Source organism: Pseudomonas sp. HS-18, from assembly GCF_020401845.1.
GTDB lineage: Bacteria > Pseudomonadota > Gammaproteobacteria > Pseudomonadales > Pseudomonadaceae > Pseudomonas > Pseudomonas nitroreducens.
Genome location: NZ_CP084413.1, coordinates 4,280,051 through 4,296,458 on the forward strand (window position 1 = coordinate 4,280,051; position 16,408 = coordinate 4,296,458).

Consider the following 16,408-nt stretch of genomic DNA (forward strand, 5'->3'; position numbering starts at 1 on the left):
CACTATTCGACCGACAAGAAGACATCTATGGCCGCCTGGATCCGCGATATTTCCCTCAAGTACAAATTCTGGGCCGTCAACGCGGTCGCCTTCGTCACCACTCTGCTGCTGGTGCTGTTCGCCATGCACCAGGAGCTCGATGGGCGCAACCAGCAGGCACGCCAGGGTGCCGAAGCCCAGGCCCAGATGCTCAAGGGCTGGCCGGCGGGCTCGGCGCTGCCGACTTCGCCGAACCTCGTCAGCTTCGCCGCCGGCAGCGCCCCGCAGATCACCGGTGTCGACGGCTCGGCCCTCGCCCGCGCCAGCGGCTGGGTGGACCTGCAGGATGCGCAGAACCGCAACGGCGCACTGGCCGGCGCTTACGTGCAGGATATCGGCAACGGCCAGCGCGTTGCCGTGCTCGCCCCCGGCGCCGACTTCTGGAGCGTCTTCGAAGACCGCGCCCTGCCCTTCGCCGGCGCCGTGCTGGTGCTGATGCTGGCCCTGCTGGCCGCCTCGCAATTGCTGATCCGCTTCATCCTCACGCACCTGCTGACCCTGCGCGACGTGATGCTGCACGTGGAAAAGAGCGGCGATCTGTCCGCCCGCGTGCCGCTGGAAAGCCGCGACGAAGTCGGCCAGATGGCCACTGCCTTCAACGCCATGCAGGCCGGCTACCAGCGCGTGGTCGGCACCGTTGCCCAGGCCGCCGGGCGCCTCGACGAAGGCGCGCGCAGCCTTGCCAACAGCATGGGCCAGGTGCGCCAGGGCATGCTCGGCCAGCAGAGCGAGACCGACCAGGCCGCCACCGCCATCAACGAGATGTCCACCACCGTCCACCACATCGCCCAGCATGCCGCCGACACCCGTGACCAGTCGCAGGAGGCCGACCGCCTCGCCGGCAATGGCCAGCAGGTCGTCGGTCGCGTTGGCCAGTCCATCGCCGGGTTGTCCCAGGGCGTGCAGCAGACCGCCGAGATGATCCAGCAGCTGGCTCAGGACAGTCACAAGATCAGCAGCGTGGTCAGCGTGATCCACGGCATCGCCGAACAGACCAACCTGCTGGCTCTCAACGCCGCCATCGAGGCCGCCCGCGCCGGCGAGATGGGTCGCGGTTTCGCCGTGGTGGCCGATGAAGTGCGCAACCTCGCCAAGCGCGTGCAGGACTCCACCGACGAGATCACCCAGATGATCAATGCGCTGCAGTCCGGCACCCGCGACGCCGTGGAATTCATGCAGGAAAGCTCGATCAAGGCCGACGGCTGCGTAGAGCAAGCCCGTGAAGCCGGCGAAGCCCTGGCGGCGATCGCTTCGGCGGTGGCGCTGATGCGCGAGAGCAATACCCAGATCGCCGTGGCCGCCGAGCAGCAGAGCCAGGTCGCCGAGGAAATGACCCGCTCGGTCGTCGGTATCCGCGACGTGACCGAACACACGGTGCAGCAGACCGTGGACTCGGCCGGCACCAGCCACCAGTTGGCGGACCTCGCCGGCGAGCTCAGCCGCGCCATCCGCCAGCTGCGCCTGTAATCCCTATCGCCCGCATAGCCTGCGTCCATTGGCGCGGGCTTCGGCGCAGCACCTAGACTGCTGATAGTCCGCCCGCCTGCGCTCAGGCGGGCCTTTCAGTCTCGGGAGCACCCACATGGGCAAACGTCATCCCAACCTCCTCGCCTGGCAGTGGCAGGGCTACGCCGCCAATCACCGCAACCCGACCAACCTGGCGTTGCACATCATCGCCGTGCCGCTGTTCATCCTCGGCGCCCTGACCCTGCTCAGCGGGCTGTTCGGTCTGAGCCTGTCGGCGATCCTGCTGGGGGTGATCGGCATGGTCGCCTCGCTGGCCATCCAGGGCCGCGGGCACAAGCTTGAAGAGCAGGCGCCCGAACCCTTTAAGGACCGCAAGGACGCCGTCAGCCGTCTGCTGGTCGAGCAGTTCGTCACCTTCCCGCGCTTTGTTTTGAGCGGCGCCTGGTGGCGTGCCTGGCGCAATCGCGGGCGCTGAGCCGGCCATAAGAGCAGGGCGCGGCATTGCGGCCATTCAAGTACCGGGCAGGTTCGCCGATATAATCGTCGAGATTTCGTCGCGAGCTGTTGAGATGTCGGCCTTTCGTCATTTTATTGGCTTTTTTGCCTGCCTGTTTATTGTCACGACTGCGAACTCAGCCCCGGAATCGACGGCCGAGCGCACCGTGCTGACCATTGCAGTCAAAGGCCAGCCGCAACTCCAGCGCCACTACAGCCTGCGCGAGCTTGAAGCGCTGCCGCAGAGCGAGCGGCGCTCGATGCTCCCGGAAGAAACCCGGGTCCATGGCTGGCAAGGCGTGCGCCTGAGCATCCTGCTCGCCGGCTTCGAGCGCAGCGACGCCCAGCGCCTGCGGGTCGAGGCACTCAACGACTACTCCGCGCTGATTCCACTGAGCGACCTGGACGCCTTCGACCCGATCCTCGCCTACCGCCGCGACGGCCAACCCATCGGTATCGCCGAGCGCGGCCCGCTGTTCGTCATCTACCCGATGCTCGATTACCCGGAGTTGCGGACCCAGGTCTATTTCAACCGCACCGTCTGGCAGGTAAGCCGCATTACCCTGGAGTGATCGCCGTGCCCCCGCAACTTCCCAGGCGGCGCTATCGCCGCCTGACCGTCATCATCCTCAGCGGCCTGATCGCGGCGCTGACCGCCGGCGCCGGCGCCGCGCTGCTGATGGTGCACCAGCATGTCCGCCAACTGGCCCATCCCGATGCCCACAGCGAGCTGTGGCAGGCCTACCAGCTGCGGGCCGAGCTGGAGCGCTCGTTGAACAGCGCCCGGCAGGTACTCGCCGGGGAGAGCGACAGCGATGCCCTGGCAACCCGTGTCGAAGTGCTCGCCAGCCTCCTGCCGCCGCTGCGTAATACGCCCGTCTACAACTACCTGGCCGTACCCCGCCCGGAAGTGCAGGCAACCCTGGAAAAGATCCAGCACCTGAGTGACGCCTGGCTCAAGCGTGCGCCATGGGGGCAGCCGCAGGCTGCGAAACTGCTGGCCGGCGAGATGCTGCACGAGCTGCCGCCTCTGCTCGAACCCACCCACGAACTGGTGGTGGTCACCAACATTGCCCTGACCAACTACATGGACGCCGAACGCCAGGACCTGCAGCGCGCCTTCAACCTGCTGGCCTGGGTGCTTTTCGGCCTCGGCCTGTGCAGTGTGCTGCTGGCCTTGCGGGTGATCGCCAATTCGCGGCGCAAGCTCCTGCTCACCCAGCGCCTGCATGACCTCAACCAGTCGCTGGAGCAGCGCGTCGAGCAGCGCACCCAGGAATTGAGCGAACGCAAGGCGCTGCTGCGCTATATCCTCGACACCAGCCCCAGCGACGTGGCGCTGCTCAGCGACGAAGACTCCCGCGCCCACTACGTCAGCCCGCGGCTGTTACAGCGCACCGGCATCCGCCCGCACGAACCCTTCACCCTGAGTCGACTGTTCGACGATCCCGACGAGGAAGCACGCTTCCGCCAGTCCCTGGCCGATCACGGCCAACTGGACAGTTGGGAGACCCGCCTGGCGGGCAATCCGCCTTTCTGGGCGATCGTCTGGGCGCGGCGCATGGAGGTGGACGGACGCCCCGCCTCGCTGGTGTGGAGCTTCGACATCAACCAGCGCAAGACCATGGAACAGGAGTTGCGCCTGCTGGCCACCACCGATCCGCTGACCGGCCTGCAGAACCGCCATGCCTTCGTCAAACGCGGCGTCGCCCTGCTCAAGAGCGCACAGCGCTACGACCGCCAGTGCTCGGCGCTGATGCTGGACATCGACTTCTTCAAGCCGATCAACGATACCCACGGCCATGCCTTCGGCGATGCCGTGCTTCAAGCCGTGGCGAAGGAGTTGACGCAGGGACTGCGCGAAGTGGACCTGCTTGGCCGCCTGGGTGGCGAGGAGTTCGCCGCAATCCTTCCCGAAACCGACCTGCAGCAGGCGCTGCAGGTCGCCGAGCGGGTACGCAACAGCGTCCAGGCACTGTCCTTCACCAGCGAAGACGGCAGCCGCGTGCGTCTCACCCTGAGCATCGGCGTGGCGGCCCGGCGCGAAGGCGAGCTGCGCCTGGAGGACCTGCTCGCCCGCGCCGACCGGGCCCTCTACCGGGCCAAGGCCGGCGGCCGCAACCGCACGGAGACCGCACCCGGCATTTAGCGGGGGCAGCCCTAGCCGAAGATGGTCACCGTCTGCCGGCCGATCGCCAGGAGTAGGCCATCGGCCGACCAGGTCTGGGCGGCGATGTGCCCGTAACCGTCGCGGGCATGCTCGATGGTCGCCAGGTACTGGCACCAGCCATTGGCCGGCATCGAGGGCAGCGGCTGGACGAACTCCACGGTCCAGGTCAGCGAGCTGGAAGGCGCTGGCGATTTCAGATGCGGCAGGTTGGCCGGCGGCCAGGCGTCGATCAGCGCCAGCAGGTGGCTGATCTCCATCGGCTCCTCGCCCACGTCGCCGCCGCGGAAGCGCATCCAGCCACCCATCTCGCGCTCGCGACTGGCCGAGAACGGCATGTGCCCGACCGCCCAGCGCATGGCGATATTCTGGGTGAAGGCCGGCATCAGCTTGCGAATGTACGGCAGCTCCTGGCAGTCCTCGACGGCCTTGAACATCGGTGGCGGCAGGCCGTCCATCTGCACGGTGGATTCGCGTCCCACACCGAAGCTGCCTTGCGCCAGCAGCACCACCTGCCCGTTCTGCACCGCGCGGCAGAATACCTGGCTGACCGACTTGCCCTCCCGCAGCACTTCGGCCTCGAAGCTCACCGGCACTTCCACCTCGATGGGGCCGACGAAAGTGATCGCCAGCGAACGCACCGGTCGTCCGGCCTCGGCCACCGCCGCCATGGCCTCGTAGGCCAGCGCCGCCACCAGGCCGCCGAAACTCGCACGGCCCTGCGCCCAGGCGGCGGGGATGACAATGGACAGCGGTGCGGCACGCACCGCCCGGAGCAGTTCGCTGAAGGACATGATCGGACTTCCCTGAGGCTTCTGGAAAATGGCAGCTGGTTGCGATCTTAGGGGCACCGGCAGCCCCGGCAAACCATCCAAAGCCTTGTCCCTTGCAGGAAATGCCCTGTCATCAACGAGCCCTATGCAGCGCTTTCCGCAGGGCTTCGAGGCTCTCGTCGGCGAGGCGCTCGGCGAGGTCGTGGCGGGCGTTCCAGTGCGGCTGCAAGGGCATCAGGTCGAGTTCGCGCTCGCTGCGGATCAGCCACTGCTCGTAGTCATGCCAGTCGCCCAAGGCCGATTGCGCATCCTTCAGCGGCGCGAGCAGTCGCTGCGGCACCGCCGACTCCTTCGGATAGGCCTCCAGCGAATAGCGCACGCGCTTGATCAGCAGGCGCAAGCGATGGCGATCGTGGGCCGGATCTTCCAGCGCGTCGCGCAGCTTCCGCCATTCCCGGGCAAGGCGCTTCTCCACCTTACCGTGCAACCCCTTGAGCACGCCATGGCGCTCCGCTGTTCGCCACAGCTGCGGCCAGCCATCCAGGCGCAGCAGCAGACGCTCCCACTGCGGGCTGGCGAGCAGCGTGGCATAGCCGGAAATCAGCGCCGGCCGGCGCAGCGCGGCGGCACGCTCGTAGCCCTCGGCCTCCAGCGCCGGCAGCAGCACTTCCAGATCACGCAGCGGACCGCTGAGACGGCCCATATCACCCAGCGCCTGCTCCAGTTCGTCGATCCCCGGCATGCCCCGCACCGGGTGCAGCAGACTGCGCAGCCGGCGCACAGCGATGCGCAGGTCGTGCAGCGCCTCGGGATCGGACTCCGCCTTCAGGCGGGAGGACGCGGAGAACAACGCGACCTCCTGCTCGATCAGATGGCTTACCAGGTAATCGCAGAAGGAGGTCACGGCAGGCTCCACGCCAGAGGGTGAGCTATCAGGTTAGCCCCCGCCAGCACACCGGCAAGGGCCGCGATGTCACGTCCCGTTTCTGCGCGCAGACCACAAGCGCCAGGGCAGTTCGCGACGCAGGCGCGCCAGGTGCGCACGCAATTGGGCCGGAGCGGTGGCGGCTCCGCCATAGCGCTGTGCTTCGAAGGCTTCCAGGTAGCTGCGGATCGCCTGCGCGTGGGCCGGGAGGACCCTGCTCGCGCGCCGGCAGAAGTCCCGCGCGCCCTCCCCCGGCTCGCGATGCACCCCCAGGGGCGCGAGCATCCTTTCGAAACGCTGGAAGCTCTGCAACTGGAGATCGGTGGTGCGCCGCCAGGGCTTGAACAGCACCAGCGCCAGCACAGCCAGCAACAGCGCGCCACCGCCCACCAGCAGGGCGCCGATCCACTGCCGGTCCAGTCCGCCGAACCAGTTCTTCAGCATGTCGCCCTGCTGCTCGGCCTGGTAACCCAGCACCCAGCGCTGCCAGCCGTAGTTGACGTCGTCCCAGGCCATGCGCAGTTCGTTGAGCAGCGCGAAGTTCCGGTAGCGCAGGGGTGAAAACGGATCGGCCTCGAGGAAGCTGCCTTCCTGGCTCATGGCCGCCTCCAGCCCTTGCTCGATCCGCTCGGGCGATACGGCGCCCGTGGGGTCAACGCGCGTCCACCCGCGGCCCGGCTGCCAGTACTCCACCCAGGCGTGGGCATCGAACTGGCGGATCGCCAGGTAGTTGCCCGACGCGCTGGCCTCGCCCCCCTGGTAGCCGGTCACCACGCGAGCCGGAATCCCCGCCGCGCGCAGGACGAAGGTCATGGCGCCGGCATAGTGCTCGCAGAAGCCGGCCCGGGTGTCGAACAGGAAACCGTCGATGCGCTCCGGGCCAACATCCGGCGGGCGGAGTGTGTAGCGGAACGGCTGCTCGCGGAAGTGCCGGAGCATCGCCTGCACCAGCTCGGCCGGCTGTGGGTAGCGTTCGCGCAGTTGTCGCGCCCAGGCGCGGGCCTGGGGATTGCCGCCCTGCGGCAAGGCGAGGTTGATCCGTTGTGCGCGGGTGGCGTCGTCCGGCTCCAGCAGAGCGTGCGGCCAGGAGGTGGCGCGGTAGAGCAGCCCCTGGCGTACCGGCAGGCGCCGCTCCAGGTGGAAGTCGCTCATCATCCGCGCATCGCCCAGGCTGGCCTGCGCCACATCCAGCCCGAACAGCCAGGGCCGACCGTTGGGCTCCATGATCACCTGGTACTGCAAGGGCTGCCCCTGCCGCTGCCATTGCGGCTCACGGTCGCCACGCTGGAACGCGGTACTCCAGCGCACGCCGTCGAAGCGTTCCAGGGTCAGGGCGCGCCAGTACAATTGCGAGCGCGGCGGCGGGCTGCCGTCGAAGCTCACTCGAAAAGCCAGCGCAGCAGACTGGCTCAGTTCCACCATGTCGCCGGGCGCCATGCTGTCACTCAGCCCGGTCATGGATTTGTCGCCGGGCATTGGCAGCGACCACAGTGGCCCCATGCGCGGGAACAATAGGAAAAGCAGCAGCATCAGCGGCAAGGCTTGCAGCAGCAGACCGCCGGCCAGGCGCAAGGTCGGCATCGGGCGCGCGGCGAAACCGCTCTGCTGCAGGCCGATGGCCGCCGCGAGCAGCGCCAGCACCGGCAGCAAGCTGAAGGCGGCGGCGAGGATGTCATCCTGGAACAGGTAACTGGTGGTAACCGCGAAGAACCCCAGCAGGATCAGTACCCAGGCATCGCGGCGAGTCTTGAGCTCCACCAGCTTGACCACGAAGGCCGAGATCAGCAGCACCACGCCGGCATCCAGGCCGAGCAGCGAGCCGCGGGAAAACCACACGCCCAACCCGGCCAACGCCACCAGCGCCAGCTTGGCGATACCACTGGGGTAGTTGGCGCGCATGCGAAACACCTGGATGCGCCAGGCGGCGCAACCCAGCCAGAGGGCGACGACCCACAGCGGCAGATGTTCCAGGTGCGGGATGATCACCACCGCCTGGGCCACCAGCAGCCAGGTCAGGGCCACCCGTGGAATGGGCTGGGAGGAAGTGGCGGTCGCACTGCTCATCGCTTCGTCCCGTGCAACGCCAGAGCGCGCAGGCAGGCGTCGCGATGGGCATCGTCCAGGCCGACCGCCAGTTGCGCATCCGGCAGGCGCAGGCCGAACGGCTGCTGGCGCCGCGTGAGCTGCAGGACCCAGAAGCACAGCCGGGACAGGCGCCCCTCGGTGTCGCCGCCCAGGCTGTCGAACTCCAGCCAGATGTTGCGCCCGGCCAGCGCGGAGAAATCCTTCACCAGCAGGCCCTGGCCACGGGAGTAGGCCTTCCAGTGCAAGCGCCGGCGCGAATCGCCCGGCTGGTAGGGCCGCAGGCCCTGGTAATCATCGACGCCGCGCCCGCTGGGCCGCACGCCTTCCTCGTCGTTCTCCGCCGCCCCGCTTTCCAGCGGCAGGTCGCCGGGCTGCGGATGCGGGTAGACCAGCACCGACTGGTCCAGGTCGACCCAGCTCCAGGCGACCAGCAAGCCCAGCGGGAAGCGACTCTCCACCCGCAGGCGACCAGGGCGCAACCAGCCACGGCGCTCGGCTGGCACGCTCAGCAGCAACTCTTCGGCGTGGTCCGCCGTGACATCGGCGAACTGCATGCGCTCGGCTTCCCACCCCAGGCCGATGGCCTGCCGGTTGCGCCCTTCGCCCTCCAGGCGCACCCGGAAGGCTGCCTGCTCGCCGACGAACACTGGCTGCGCGCCGAGCGCCGACAGACGCAGGCCGCCCAGGTTGCGGTAGGTGTGGAGGATGGCGACGATGAACAGCGACAGCAGAAGGAAGGTCAGGCCATAGGCCAGGCTGTTCTGGTAGTTGATCGCGGTCAGCAGCATCAGCAACAGCGCGACGCCGAACGCCAGGCCCTGCCGAGTGGGGATGATGAAGATGCGGCGCTGGTTGAGCTGCAGCGAGGGAGACGGCGGTATGCGCCGGGCTATCCAGCTCTGCCACAGTGGCCTGACCTTGACGAGCATGGCGTGCCCCTCAGAGAGCCGGAACTTCGCGCAACAACCACTGCACCAACGCACCGCCGCCATGCCCGGCCGGGTCGGCCTGGTCGCGCAGGCGGTGGCCGGCCACCGAGGGCAGTACGGCCTGTACGTCCTCCGGGATGACGTAGTCGCGCCCGGCCAGCAACGCCCAGGCGCGGGCCGCTGCCAGCAGCGCCAGGCTGCCCCGCGGTGACAGGCCCAGGGCAAAGGCCGGCTGGGTGCGCGTGGCTTCCACCAGGCGCAGCACGTAGTCCACCAGCGCATCGCTGGCGCGCACCGCCAGCACCTCGCCCTGCAGCGCCTGCAGTTCCTGCGGGTCGAGCATCGGTTCCAGGCGCGGCAGCAGGTCGCGGCGAGCTTCGCCCAGCAACAACGCCTTCTCGGCGGCGCGGCCGGGGTAACCCAGGGACAGGCGCATGAGGAAGCGGTCGAGCTGGGATTCAGGCAGCGCAAAGGTGCCGCCCTGGGTCACCGGGTTCTGCGTGGCGATGACGAAGAAGGGTTCGGGCAGCGGCCGGGTCGCGCCCTCGATGGTCACCTGCCCTTCCTCCATCGCCTCGAGCAGCGCGCTCTGGCTCTTGGGGGTGGCGCGGTTGATCTCGTCGGCCAGCACCAGCTCGGAGAAGATCGGCCCGGGATGGAAGACGAACTGCCCGCTGTCCTTGTCGAACACCGAAGTGCCCAGCACGTCGCCGGGCAGCAGGTCGGAAGTGAACTGGATACGCTGGAACCCCAGGCCCAGCACACGCGCCAGGGCATGGCTGAGGGTGGTCTTGCCCATGCCGGGCAAGTCTTCGATCAGGAGGTGACCGCGCGCCAGCAGGCAGGTCAGCGCCAGCCTTACCTGAACCTCCTTGCCGAGCAGGACTTCGTCAACTGCCTTCAGACAATTCTCCAGCTTGGCGCGCATCCTGACCTCACAATCTAGGAAAACTCCGATCCTACTGGTGTCACGCCGGGCATCAAAGGCCCCGACACATTTAGTCCGGAAACTGTGATGCAGAGCGCCTCAACGGCCCAGCAGCCGCTCCGCCAGCCAACTCGCGGCCGGCCCCAGGCGTCGTTGCCGCGACCAGATCACATCCACCGCCACTCGGCGCGGCCAGCCGGCAACCTTCAGCTCCTGCATACGCCCGCCGGCGAAGCGTCCTACCATCCAACTGGGCAATTCGATCCAGCCGAAGCCGAGCACCGCCATGTCCAGCAACAACAGGTAGTTCGGTGCGCTCCAGCAGCGCCCGCCCAGCAGCGGTGCGGCATCGTCCAGATAGGTATTCAGGCGCAAGGCGCGGTAGGCCAGCAGGTCTTCGCGCTCCACGTGCTCGCGGCCAGCCAGCGGGTGGTCGCGGCTTACGAACAGGCCGAACTCCGCCTGTTCGCTCAAGGTTGCAGAGCTGATATCCGGCGCGTAATCCTTTTGAGCGGCAAGCAGCCCCAGGCTGGCGCGCCCCTGAACAACCAGATCGAGCACATCGCTGTCCTCGGCGATCAGCCACTCGAACTCCAGGTCCGGGTAGCGCGCATCGATCTCCGCCAGCCGCGCCTCGAATTCGGCGGACTGGTAGGTGTCCGACATCGCCAGGGTCACCCGCGACTCCAGCCCGCCTACCAGCTGATGGGCGAGCTGGCCGAGGCGGTCGTTGGCCATCAGCACTTCCTCCACCCGCCCGAGCAGCGCGTGGCCGGCTTCGGTCAGTTGCGGCTGGCGACTGCTGCGGTCGAACAGGGTCAGCCCCAGATCGATCTCCAGCCGCGCGATGGCCTCGCTGACGGTGGACTGGCTCTTGCCCAGCTTGCGCGCGGCGGCGCTGAACGAGCCCAGGCATGCGGCCTCGGCGAAGGCCTGCAGGGATTCGGGGGAATATTGCATGGAGCGACACCTCTACCATCGGTTAAACCGATGGTATCCAACTTAGATCCAGCCGGTCGACCGATGATAATGGCGCCAGACCGACGGAGTCGGCCTGCCACTGCCTTATCTGGAGAAACCCCATGAGCCCGACTAAAACCCTGAAGGAACGGATGTTCCACGCCGGCCTTTTCGAACTGCTGGCGGTCGTCATCTGCGCGCCGACCCTGGCCTGGCTGATGGACAAACCCCTGGGCCACATGGGCGCCATGACCCTGATGTTCTCGGCCATCGCCACCCTGTGGAACATGCTATTCAACGCCGCCTTCGACCGTGCGCAGAACCGCATGGGCTTCAGCCGCACCCTGTCGGTGCGCGTGCTGCACGCCTCGCTGTTCGAGCTCGGCCTGATCGTCCTGCTGGTGCCGCTGGCCGCCTGGTGGCTGTCGGTGAGCCTGCTGGAAGCCTTCATCCTCGACATCGGCCTGGTGCTGTTCTTCCTGCCGTACGCGCTGGTATTCAACTGGGTGTACGACGTTGTGCGCGAGCGGCTGATCAATCGCGCGCAAACCACCGCTCAAGCGCACAGCTGAAACCTGTAGGAGCGAGCTTGCTCGCGAACCGCCCAGCTCATGTGCTGCCGGGAGATTTGTTCGCGAGCAAGGACTGGGCGCGCCCCTCGCTCCTACAAAAAGCACAAACAAAAAAGCCCGCATCGCTGCGGGCTTTTTCATGTCCGAAAGAACGCGATCAGGCCAGGCTGGCAGCGATCTCGGCGAGTGCCTTGGCCGGGTCGGCGGCTTGGCTGATCGGGCGGCCGATCACCAGGTAGTCGGAGCCGTTGTCCAGCGCCTGGCGCGGGGTGAGGATGCGACGCTGGTCGTCCTGGGCGCTGCCAGCCGGGCGGATGCCGGGGGTGACCAGTTGCAGTGCCGGATGCGCAGCTTTCAGCGCCGGCGCTTCCTGGGCGGAGCAGACCAGGCCGTCCATGCCGGCCTTCTGCGCCAGCGCAGCCAGACGCAGTACCTGCTCCTGGGGCTCGACGTCCAGGCCGATGCCGGCCAGGTCCTCGCGCTCCATGCTGGTCAGCACGGTCACGCCGATCAGCAGCGGCGACGGACCATTGAAGGCATCCAGAGTCTCGCGGCAGGCACTCATCATGCGCAGGCCGCCGGAGCAGTGCACGTTGACCATCCACACGCCCATCTCGGCGGCGGCGCGCACGGCCATCGCGGTGGTATTGGGGATGTCGTGGAATTTCAGGTCGAGGAAGACTTCGAAGCCGCGGCTGTTCAGAGTCTCGACGATACCGGCAGCACAACTGGTGAACAGTTCCTTGCCCACCTTCACCCGGCACAGCTTCGGATCGAGCTGGTCAGCCAGCGCCAGCGCGGCTTCGCGGGTGGGGAAATCCAGGGCGACGATGATCGGGGTCTGGCAGGCGGACATGGGCTCTCTCGCGGGTATCGAAAAAATCGGCGCGCATTGTCGCAGAAACGCGCCGACTTCCGTAGCCCGCCCGGCAGGAATGCTCCGTCGCCGACGGCGATCAGGCACTCAGCCGCTCGCGAAGGCGGCCGAGCATGCCCAGCAGGCTGCCCACTTTCTCTCGCTCACGATCCTCGCGAGGCACCTCGGCGATGCGCGCGACTTTCTGCTCCGGCTGGGCGCGCCAGAGCAGCGCCTGCTCGGCGGCGGCCTTCAGGCCCTTCTCGAACAGGCCGCGGCGGATCGGCTTGGGCAGGTAGCGGAAGATCTGCGCCTGATTGATCAGCGCCAGCAGGTCCTGGGTGTCGCGGAACGGCGTGACGACGATGCTCAGCAGGCGCGGATGAGCCTGCGCCAGGGACTTGAGCAGCGGCGCGGTGTCTTCGCCGGCCAGCTTGAGGTCACTGACCAGGATATCGATAGGTTCGCTGTTCAGTCGCACGATGGCCTCGGCGAGGTTGCGCGCGCGGTGCAGCTGGTGGGTACCGGCGCTGCAGAACTCGCCGACGCACGCCAGGGTCTCGGCATCCTCGTCCAGCAACAGCACGTTGAGCGGCGCAACGACGCGGCTGATCGCCTTGGTATCGATGGGCTCGGCCGGCGCCTGTCGCTGGGCGATCTCGGCCGCCTGGCGCAGGGTGAAGGCCATTTCCTGCGGGTCCCAGGGCTTGGTCAGGTAGCGGAAGATGCCGCCACTGTTGAGCGCATCCACCGCGGCGTCGAGGTCCGAGTAACCAGTGAGCAGGATGCGCAGGGTGTCCGGGGCGATTTCCCGGGCCTGGGCGAGCAACTCGGCGCCGGTCATCTGCGGCATGCGCTGGTCGCTGACGAGAATATCGATGTGCTCTTCGCGCAGGCGCTGCAGGGCCATGTGCGGATCGGTTTCCACCAGCACGTCGTAGTGACGGCGGAACTGCATCGCAAGGCTGCGCAGGATGCGCTCCTCGTCGTCGACGAAGAGGATGCGGACAGGCTGCTGACTCATGTTCAGGCGCTCCGTTTCAGTTCGCTGGCCTGCTGGATCGGCAGGCTGATGAGGAATCGTGTGCCGCGTCCGGGTTCGGATGCCACGCGGATGCGGCCGCCGTGGTCCTGGACGATCTTGTAGCTGATCGACAGGCCCAGGCCCGTGCCCTGCCCCACCGGCTTGGTGGTGAAGAAGGGGTCGAAGATGCGCGCGCGCACCTCCTCGTCCATGCCCTTGCCGTTGTCCTGGACCGAGAGGTGCACATGGGTTTCGTCCGCCCAGGATTTCACCTGGATCAGGCCGAACTTCTCCATGGCCTGGGCGGCGTTGGTCAGCAGGTTGAGCAGCACCTGGTTGATCTGGCTGGCGGCGCAGGCAACCTTGGGCAGCGCGCCCAGCTGGGTGGCAACCTCGGCCTTTTCCTTGATGCTGTTGCGGGCGATCAGCAGCGCGCTGCGTACGCAGTCGTTGAGGTCGACCTCTTCGCTGCGGGCGCGGTCCAGGCGGGCGAAGTCCTTCAGGCCGCCGACCAGCTCGCCGATCTGCGCCAGGCCGAAATGGGTGTCGCCGAACAACTGGTCGAGATCGCCCACCAGTTGTTCCAACGCCGCTTCTTCGCGGGCCTGTTCGAAGGCTGCGCGAGTGCGCGCCAATTGCTCGGGGTCGCAGGCCGGGTCGTCCAGGCATTCGTTGAACAGGGCCTGGGCTTCGGTAAGGCCGAGCAGTGGCAGCAACAGCTCGCGCAGCAGCGCGACGTTGTTCTTCACATAGCCCAGCGGCGTGTTCAGCTCGTGGGCGACGCCGGCGACCATCTGCCCGAGGGAAGCCATCTTCTCCGATTGCACCAGCTGCGCCTGGGACTCTCGCAGGTCCTGCAGCGTCTTGTTGAGCACGCGGTTGCGCTGGGCGACGCGCTGCTCCATGGCTTTCAGCAGATCGAGCACCGTGCCCAGGCCGAGGTAGCGTCCCTGTTCGTCCACCAGGACGAAGTCCTCGGTGATCGGGTAACTCAGTTGGGCGGTGACCTGTTGCGAGGCTTCTTCGAGGCTCAGGTCGGCGCGCACCTTCAATGGCTGCGCATTCATCACATCGCTGGCCGGACGGCGGCCCCAGAGGTCGCGGCCAAAGCGCTGCATAAAGATGTCCTGCAGGCCGTTGCGGCTGACCAGCCCCAGCGGCAACCCGGCCTCGTCCACCACGGGCAGCGAGAGGAAGGCGCGGTGCTCGGCATCGAGGAAGCGATCGGCGACGTCGCTGATGCTCAACTCCGGGGCCAAGGGCGCTACCTGGCGCAACAGCTCGTGCAGGGCGCGGGTGGTCATCGGCGAATCTCCGGTCGCTGGAATGGGCGCCAGTAGACCAGCGGCAGATTGCCATCCTGTGACAGCCGTCGCGGCTCCGCGAAGCGTCACGCTGCGGTCATCGCCGTGCAACAAGCGCGGGACCGCGCACCTGAACGAATCGCCGCGCCCCCATTCGAGGCACGCCAATGTGCCGCGAATGTTCACGAAACGACGCGAAACCAGGCTTTGCGACCTGATCTCCGGGCATGGCACGGCCACTGCACGAATCAGCGGGTCGTGTTTTTCATCCTCGTTCGGACTTTCTCTTCTCTGACTTTCTCTTCAGGAGACGTCGCATGAGCACGCAACTCAAACCCACCCTCGGCACCCTGCACCTGTGGGGCATCGCCGTGGGCCTGGTGATTTCCGGTGAGTACTTCGGCTGGAGCTATGGCTGGGGCGTGGCCGGCACCCTCGGCTTCCTCGTCACCACGCTGCTGGTGGCAACCATGTACACCTGCTTCATCTTCAGCTTCACCGAGCTGACCACGGCGATTCCTCACGCCGGCGGGCCCTTCGCCTACAGCCGTCGCGCCTTTGGCGAAAAAGGCGGACTGGTGGCGGGCCTCGCCACGCTGATCGAGTTCGTCTTCGCCCCGCCGGCCATCGCCATGGCCATCGGCGCGTACCTCAACGTGCAGTTCCCTTCGCTCGACCCGAAGCACGCGGCGGTCGGCGCGTACCTGATCTTCATGACGCTGAATATCCTCGGCGTCAGCATCGCGGCGACCTTCGAGCTGATCGTCACCATCCTCGCAGTGGGCGAGTTGCTGGTGTTCATGGGCGTGGTTGCGCCGGGCTTCAGCTTCAGCAATTTCGTGCTCAACGGCTGGGCCGGCTCCGACAGCTTCGGCGGTGCGGCGATCAGCGGCATCTTCGCGGCGATTCCCTTCGCCATCTGGTTCTTCCTCGCCATCGAGGGCGCGGCCATGGCCGCCGAGGAAGCCAAGGACCCGAAACGCACCATTCCCAAGGCCTACGTCAGCGGCATCCTGACCCTGGTGGTGCTGGCCATCGGCGTCATGCTGTTCGCCGGCGGCGCGGGCGACTGGAAGGCCCTGTCGGGCATCAACGACCCACTGCCACAGGCGATGAAGATGGTGGTCGGTGAGAACTCCGGCTGGCTGCACATGCTGGTGTGGATCGGCCTGTTCGGCCTGGTCGCCAGCTTCCACGGCATCATCCTCGGCTACTCGCGGCAGTTCTTCGCCCTCGCCCGCGCCGGCTACCTGCCGCGCGGGCTGGCCAAGCTGTCGCGCTTCCAGACTCCGCACCGGGCAATCATCGCCGGCGGCCTGGTAGGCATCGCGGCGATCTACAGCGACGGCCTGATCGCCCTGCAGGGCATGAGCCTGACCGCGGCGATGATCACCATGAGTGTGTTCGGCGCCATCGTCATGTACATCATGAGCATGCTCAGCCTGTTCAAGCTGCGCCGCAGCGAGCCGCACCTGGAACGCAGCTTCCGCGCGCCGGGCTTCCCCGTGGTGCCGGGCATCGCCCTGGCGCTGGCCGTGCTGTGCCTGGCGGCGATGGTGTGGTTCAACCTGCAGATCGCCGGGATCTTCCTGGCCTTCATGGCGGCGGGTTTCGTCTACTTCCAGCTCACCGCCGCCCATCGCGCCAGCGCCCCGGCGGACGCCATGCTCACGGGTGCCTGAGCGCCGTCCGCGCCCTGCCCTCGTGGCGGGGCGCGGGATAATCCGAGCGCCAGGCCATATCCCCACCCGACAACCGCGCTCAGTCAATGTGCGCCCGCAGGATCTGTCCTACGCCAGTGGCGTGAAGCTCAAGGGCGATAGCGAGCTCTGCGAGGCGATCAGTCTGAACCGGTCCGCGCCTGACAAGGTCTGAATCACAGCG

15 protein-coding genes are annotated in these 16,408 nt (G+C 67.2%); 6 read left to right on the forward strand and 9 right to left on the reverse strand.

Annotated elements, in window-relative coordinates; translation table 11 throughout:
* The first annotated feature begins 27 nt into the window (after positions 1-27).
* The 4 genes from LDJ84_RS19840 to LDJ84_RS19855 all read left to right on the forward strand — a co-directional run bounded on the left by LDJ84_RS19840 (position 28) and on the right by LDJ84_RS19855 (position 4,150).
* Positions 28-1,506, forward strand: a complete 1,479-nt coding sequence (locus tag LDJ84_RS19840) for a methyl-accepting chemotaxis protein (RefSeq protein WP_024764520.1) — start codon at positions 28-30, stop codon at positions 1,504-1,506.
* A gap of 115 nt (positions 1,507-1,621) precedes the next feature.
* Positions 1,622-1,981 (forward strand): Mpo1-like protein, encoded by a 360-nt coding sequence (locus LDJ84_RS19845; protein ID WP_024764519.1) that lies wholly within the window; start codon positions 1,622-1,624, stop codon positions 1,979-1,981.
* 187 nt (positions 1,982-2,168) lie between these two features.
* Positions 2,169-2,573: a molybdopterin-dependent oxidoreductase gene (locus LDJ84_RS19850; protein ID WP_226045316.1), complete on the forward strand. Its 405-nt coding sequence runs from the start codon at positions 2,169-2,171 to the stop codon at positions 2,571-2,573.
* Positions 2,573-4,150, forward strand: coding sequence for a GGDEF domain-containing protein (locus tag LDJ84_RS19855; RefSeq protein WP_024764517.1), 1,578 nt, complete (start codon positions 2,573-2,575; stop codon positions 4,148-4,150). The genes LDJ84_RS19850 and LDJ84_RS19855 overlap by 1 nt, the downstream gene beginning before the upstream one ends.
* Positions 4,151-4,161: 11 nt before the next feature.
* On the opposite strand, the gene LDJ84_RS19860 is transcribed toward LDJ84_RS19855, so the two are convergent.
* The 6 genes from LDJ84_RS19860 to LDJ84_RS19885 form a co-directional block, all read right to left on the reverse strand.
* The gene (locus LDJ84_RS19860) at positions 4,162-4,962 is read right to left on the reverse strand and encodes an acyl-CoA thioesterase (protein ID WP_226045317.1); all 801 of its coding nucleotides are present in this window, start codon (positions 4,960-4,962) and stop codon (positions 4,162-4,164) included.
* A gap of 112 nt (positions 4,963-5,074) precedes the next feature.
* Positions 5,075-5,845: a CHAD domain-containing protein gene (locus tag LDJ84_RS19865; RefSeq protein WP_038803745.1), complete on the reverse strand. Its 771-nt coding sequence runs from the start codon at positions 5,843-5,845 to the stop codon at positions 5,075-5,077.
* Between the two features lie 69 nt (positions 5,846-5,914).
* Positions 5,915-7,930 (reverse strand): DUF3488 and DUF4129 domain-containing transglutaminase family protein, encoded by a 2,016-nt coding sequence (locus tag LDJ84_RS19870; RefSeq protein ID WP_226045318.1) that lies wholly within the window; start codon positions 7,928-7,930, stop codon positions 5,915-5,917.
* Positions 7,927-8,880 carry a DUF58 domain-containing protein gene (locus LDJ84_RS19875; RefSeq protein ID WP_024764514.1) on the reverse strand — a complete coding sequence of 318 codons (954 nt, stop codon included), beginning with the start codon at positions 8,878-8,880 and terminating at the stop codon, positions 7,927-7,929. The genes LDJ84_RS19870 and LDJ84_RS19875 overlap by 4 nt, the downstream gene beginning before the upstream one ends.
* A gap of 10 nt (positions 8,881-8,890) precedes the next feature.
* Positions 8,891-9,808, reverse strand: a complete 918-nt coding sequence (locus LDJ84_RS19880) for an AAA family ATPase (protein ID WP_170858407.1) — start codon at positions 9,806-9,808, stop codon at positions 8,891-8,893.
* Positions 9,809-9,907: 99 nt separating this feature from the next.
* Positions 9,908-10,768 (reverse strand): LysR family transcriptional regulator, encoded by an 861-nt coding sequence (locus LDJ84_RS19885; protein ID WP_024764513.1) that lies wholly within the window; start codon positions 10,766-10,768, stop codon positions 9,908-9,910.
* 122 nt (positions 10,769-10,890) lie between these two features.
* Here LDJ84_RS19885 and LDJ84_RS19890 point away from each other — a divergent pair, with 122 nt between their 5' ends.
* Entirely contained in the window at positions 10,891-11,340 is a 450-nt protein-coding gene (locus LDJ84_RS19890) for a multidrug/biocide efflux PACE transporter (RefSeq protein ID WP_170858406.1), read from the forward strand.
* 157 nt (positions 11,341-11,497) lie between these two features.
* Here the strand turns inward: LDJ84_RS19890 and pyrF are convergent, their stop codons facing one another.
* The 3 genes from pyrF to LDJ84_RS19905 form a co-directional block, all read right to left on the reverse strand.
* On the reverse strand, positions 11,498-12,196 hold the full coding sequence (gene pyrF, locus LDJ84_RS19895; protein ID WP_024764511.1) for an orotidine-5'-phosphate decarboxylase: 699 nt from the start codon (positions 12,194-12,196) through the stop codon (positions 11,498-11,500).
* Positions 12,197-12,296: 100 nt separating this feature from the next.
* Entirely contained in the window at positions 12,297-13,220 is a 924-nt protein-coding gene (locus tag LDJ84_RS19900) for a response regulator (protein WP_226045319.1), read from the reverse strand.
* Between the two features lie 2 nt (positions 13,221-13,222).
* Positions 13,223-14,524, reverse strand: coding sequence for a sensor histidine kinase (locus tag LDJ84_RS19905; RefSeq protein ID WP_226045320.1), 1,302 nt, complete (start codon positions 14,522-14,524; stop codon positions 13,223-13,225).
* A 317-nt stretch (positions 14,525-14,841) separates the two neighbouring features.
* Here LDJ84_RS19905 and eat point away from each other — a divergent pair, with 317 nt between their 5' ends.
* The gene (gene eat / locus LDJ84_RS19910) at positions 14,842-16,206 is read left to right on the forward strand and encodes an ethanolamine permease (RefSeq protein WP_024764509.1); all 1,365 of its coding nucleotides are present in this window, start codon (positions 14,842-14,844) and stop codon (positions 16,204-16,206) included.
* Positions 16,207-16,408: the final 202 nt, after the last annotated feature.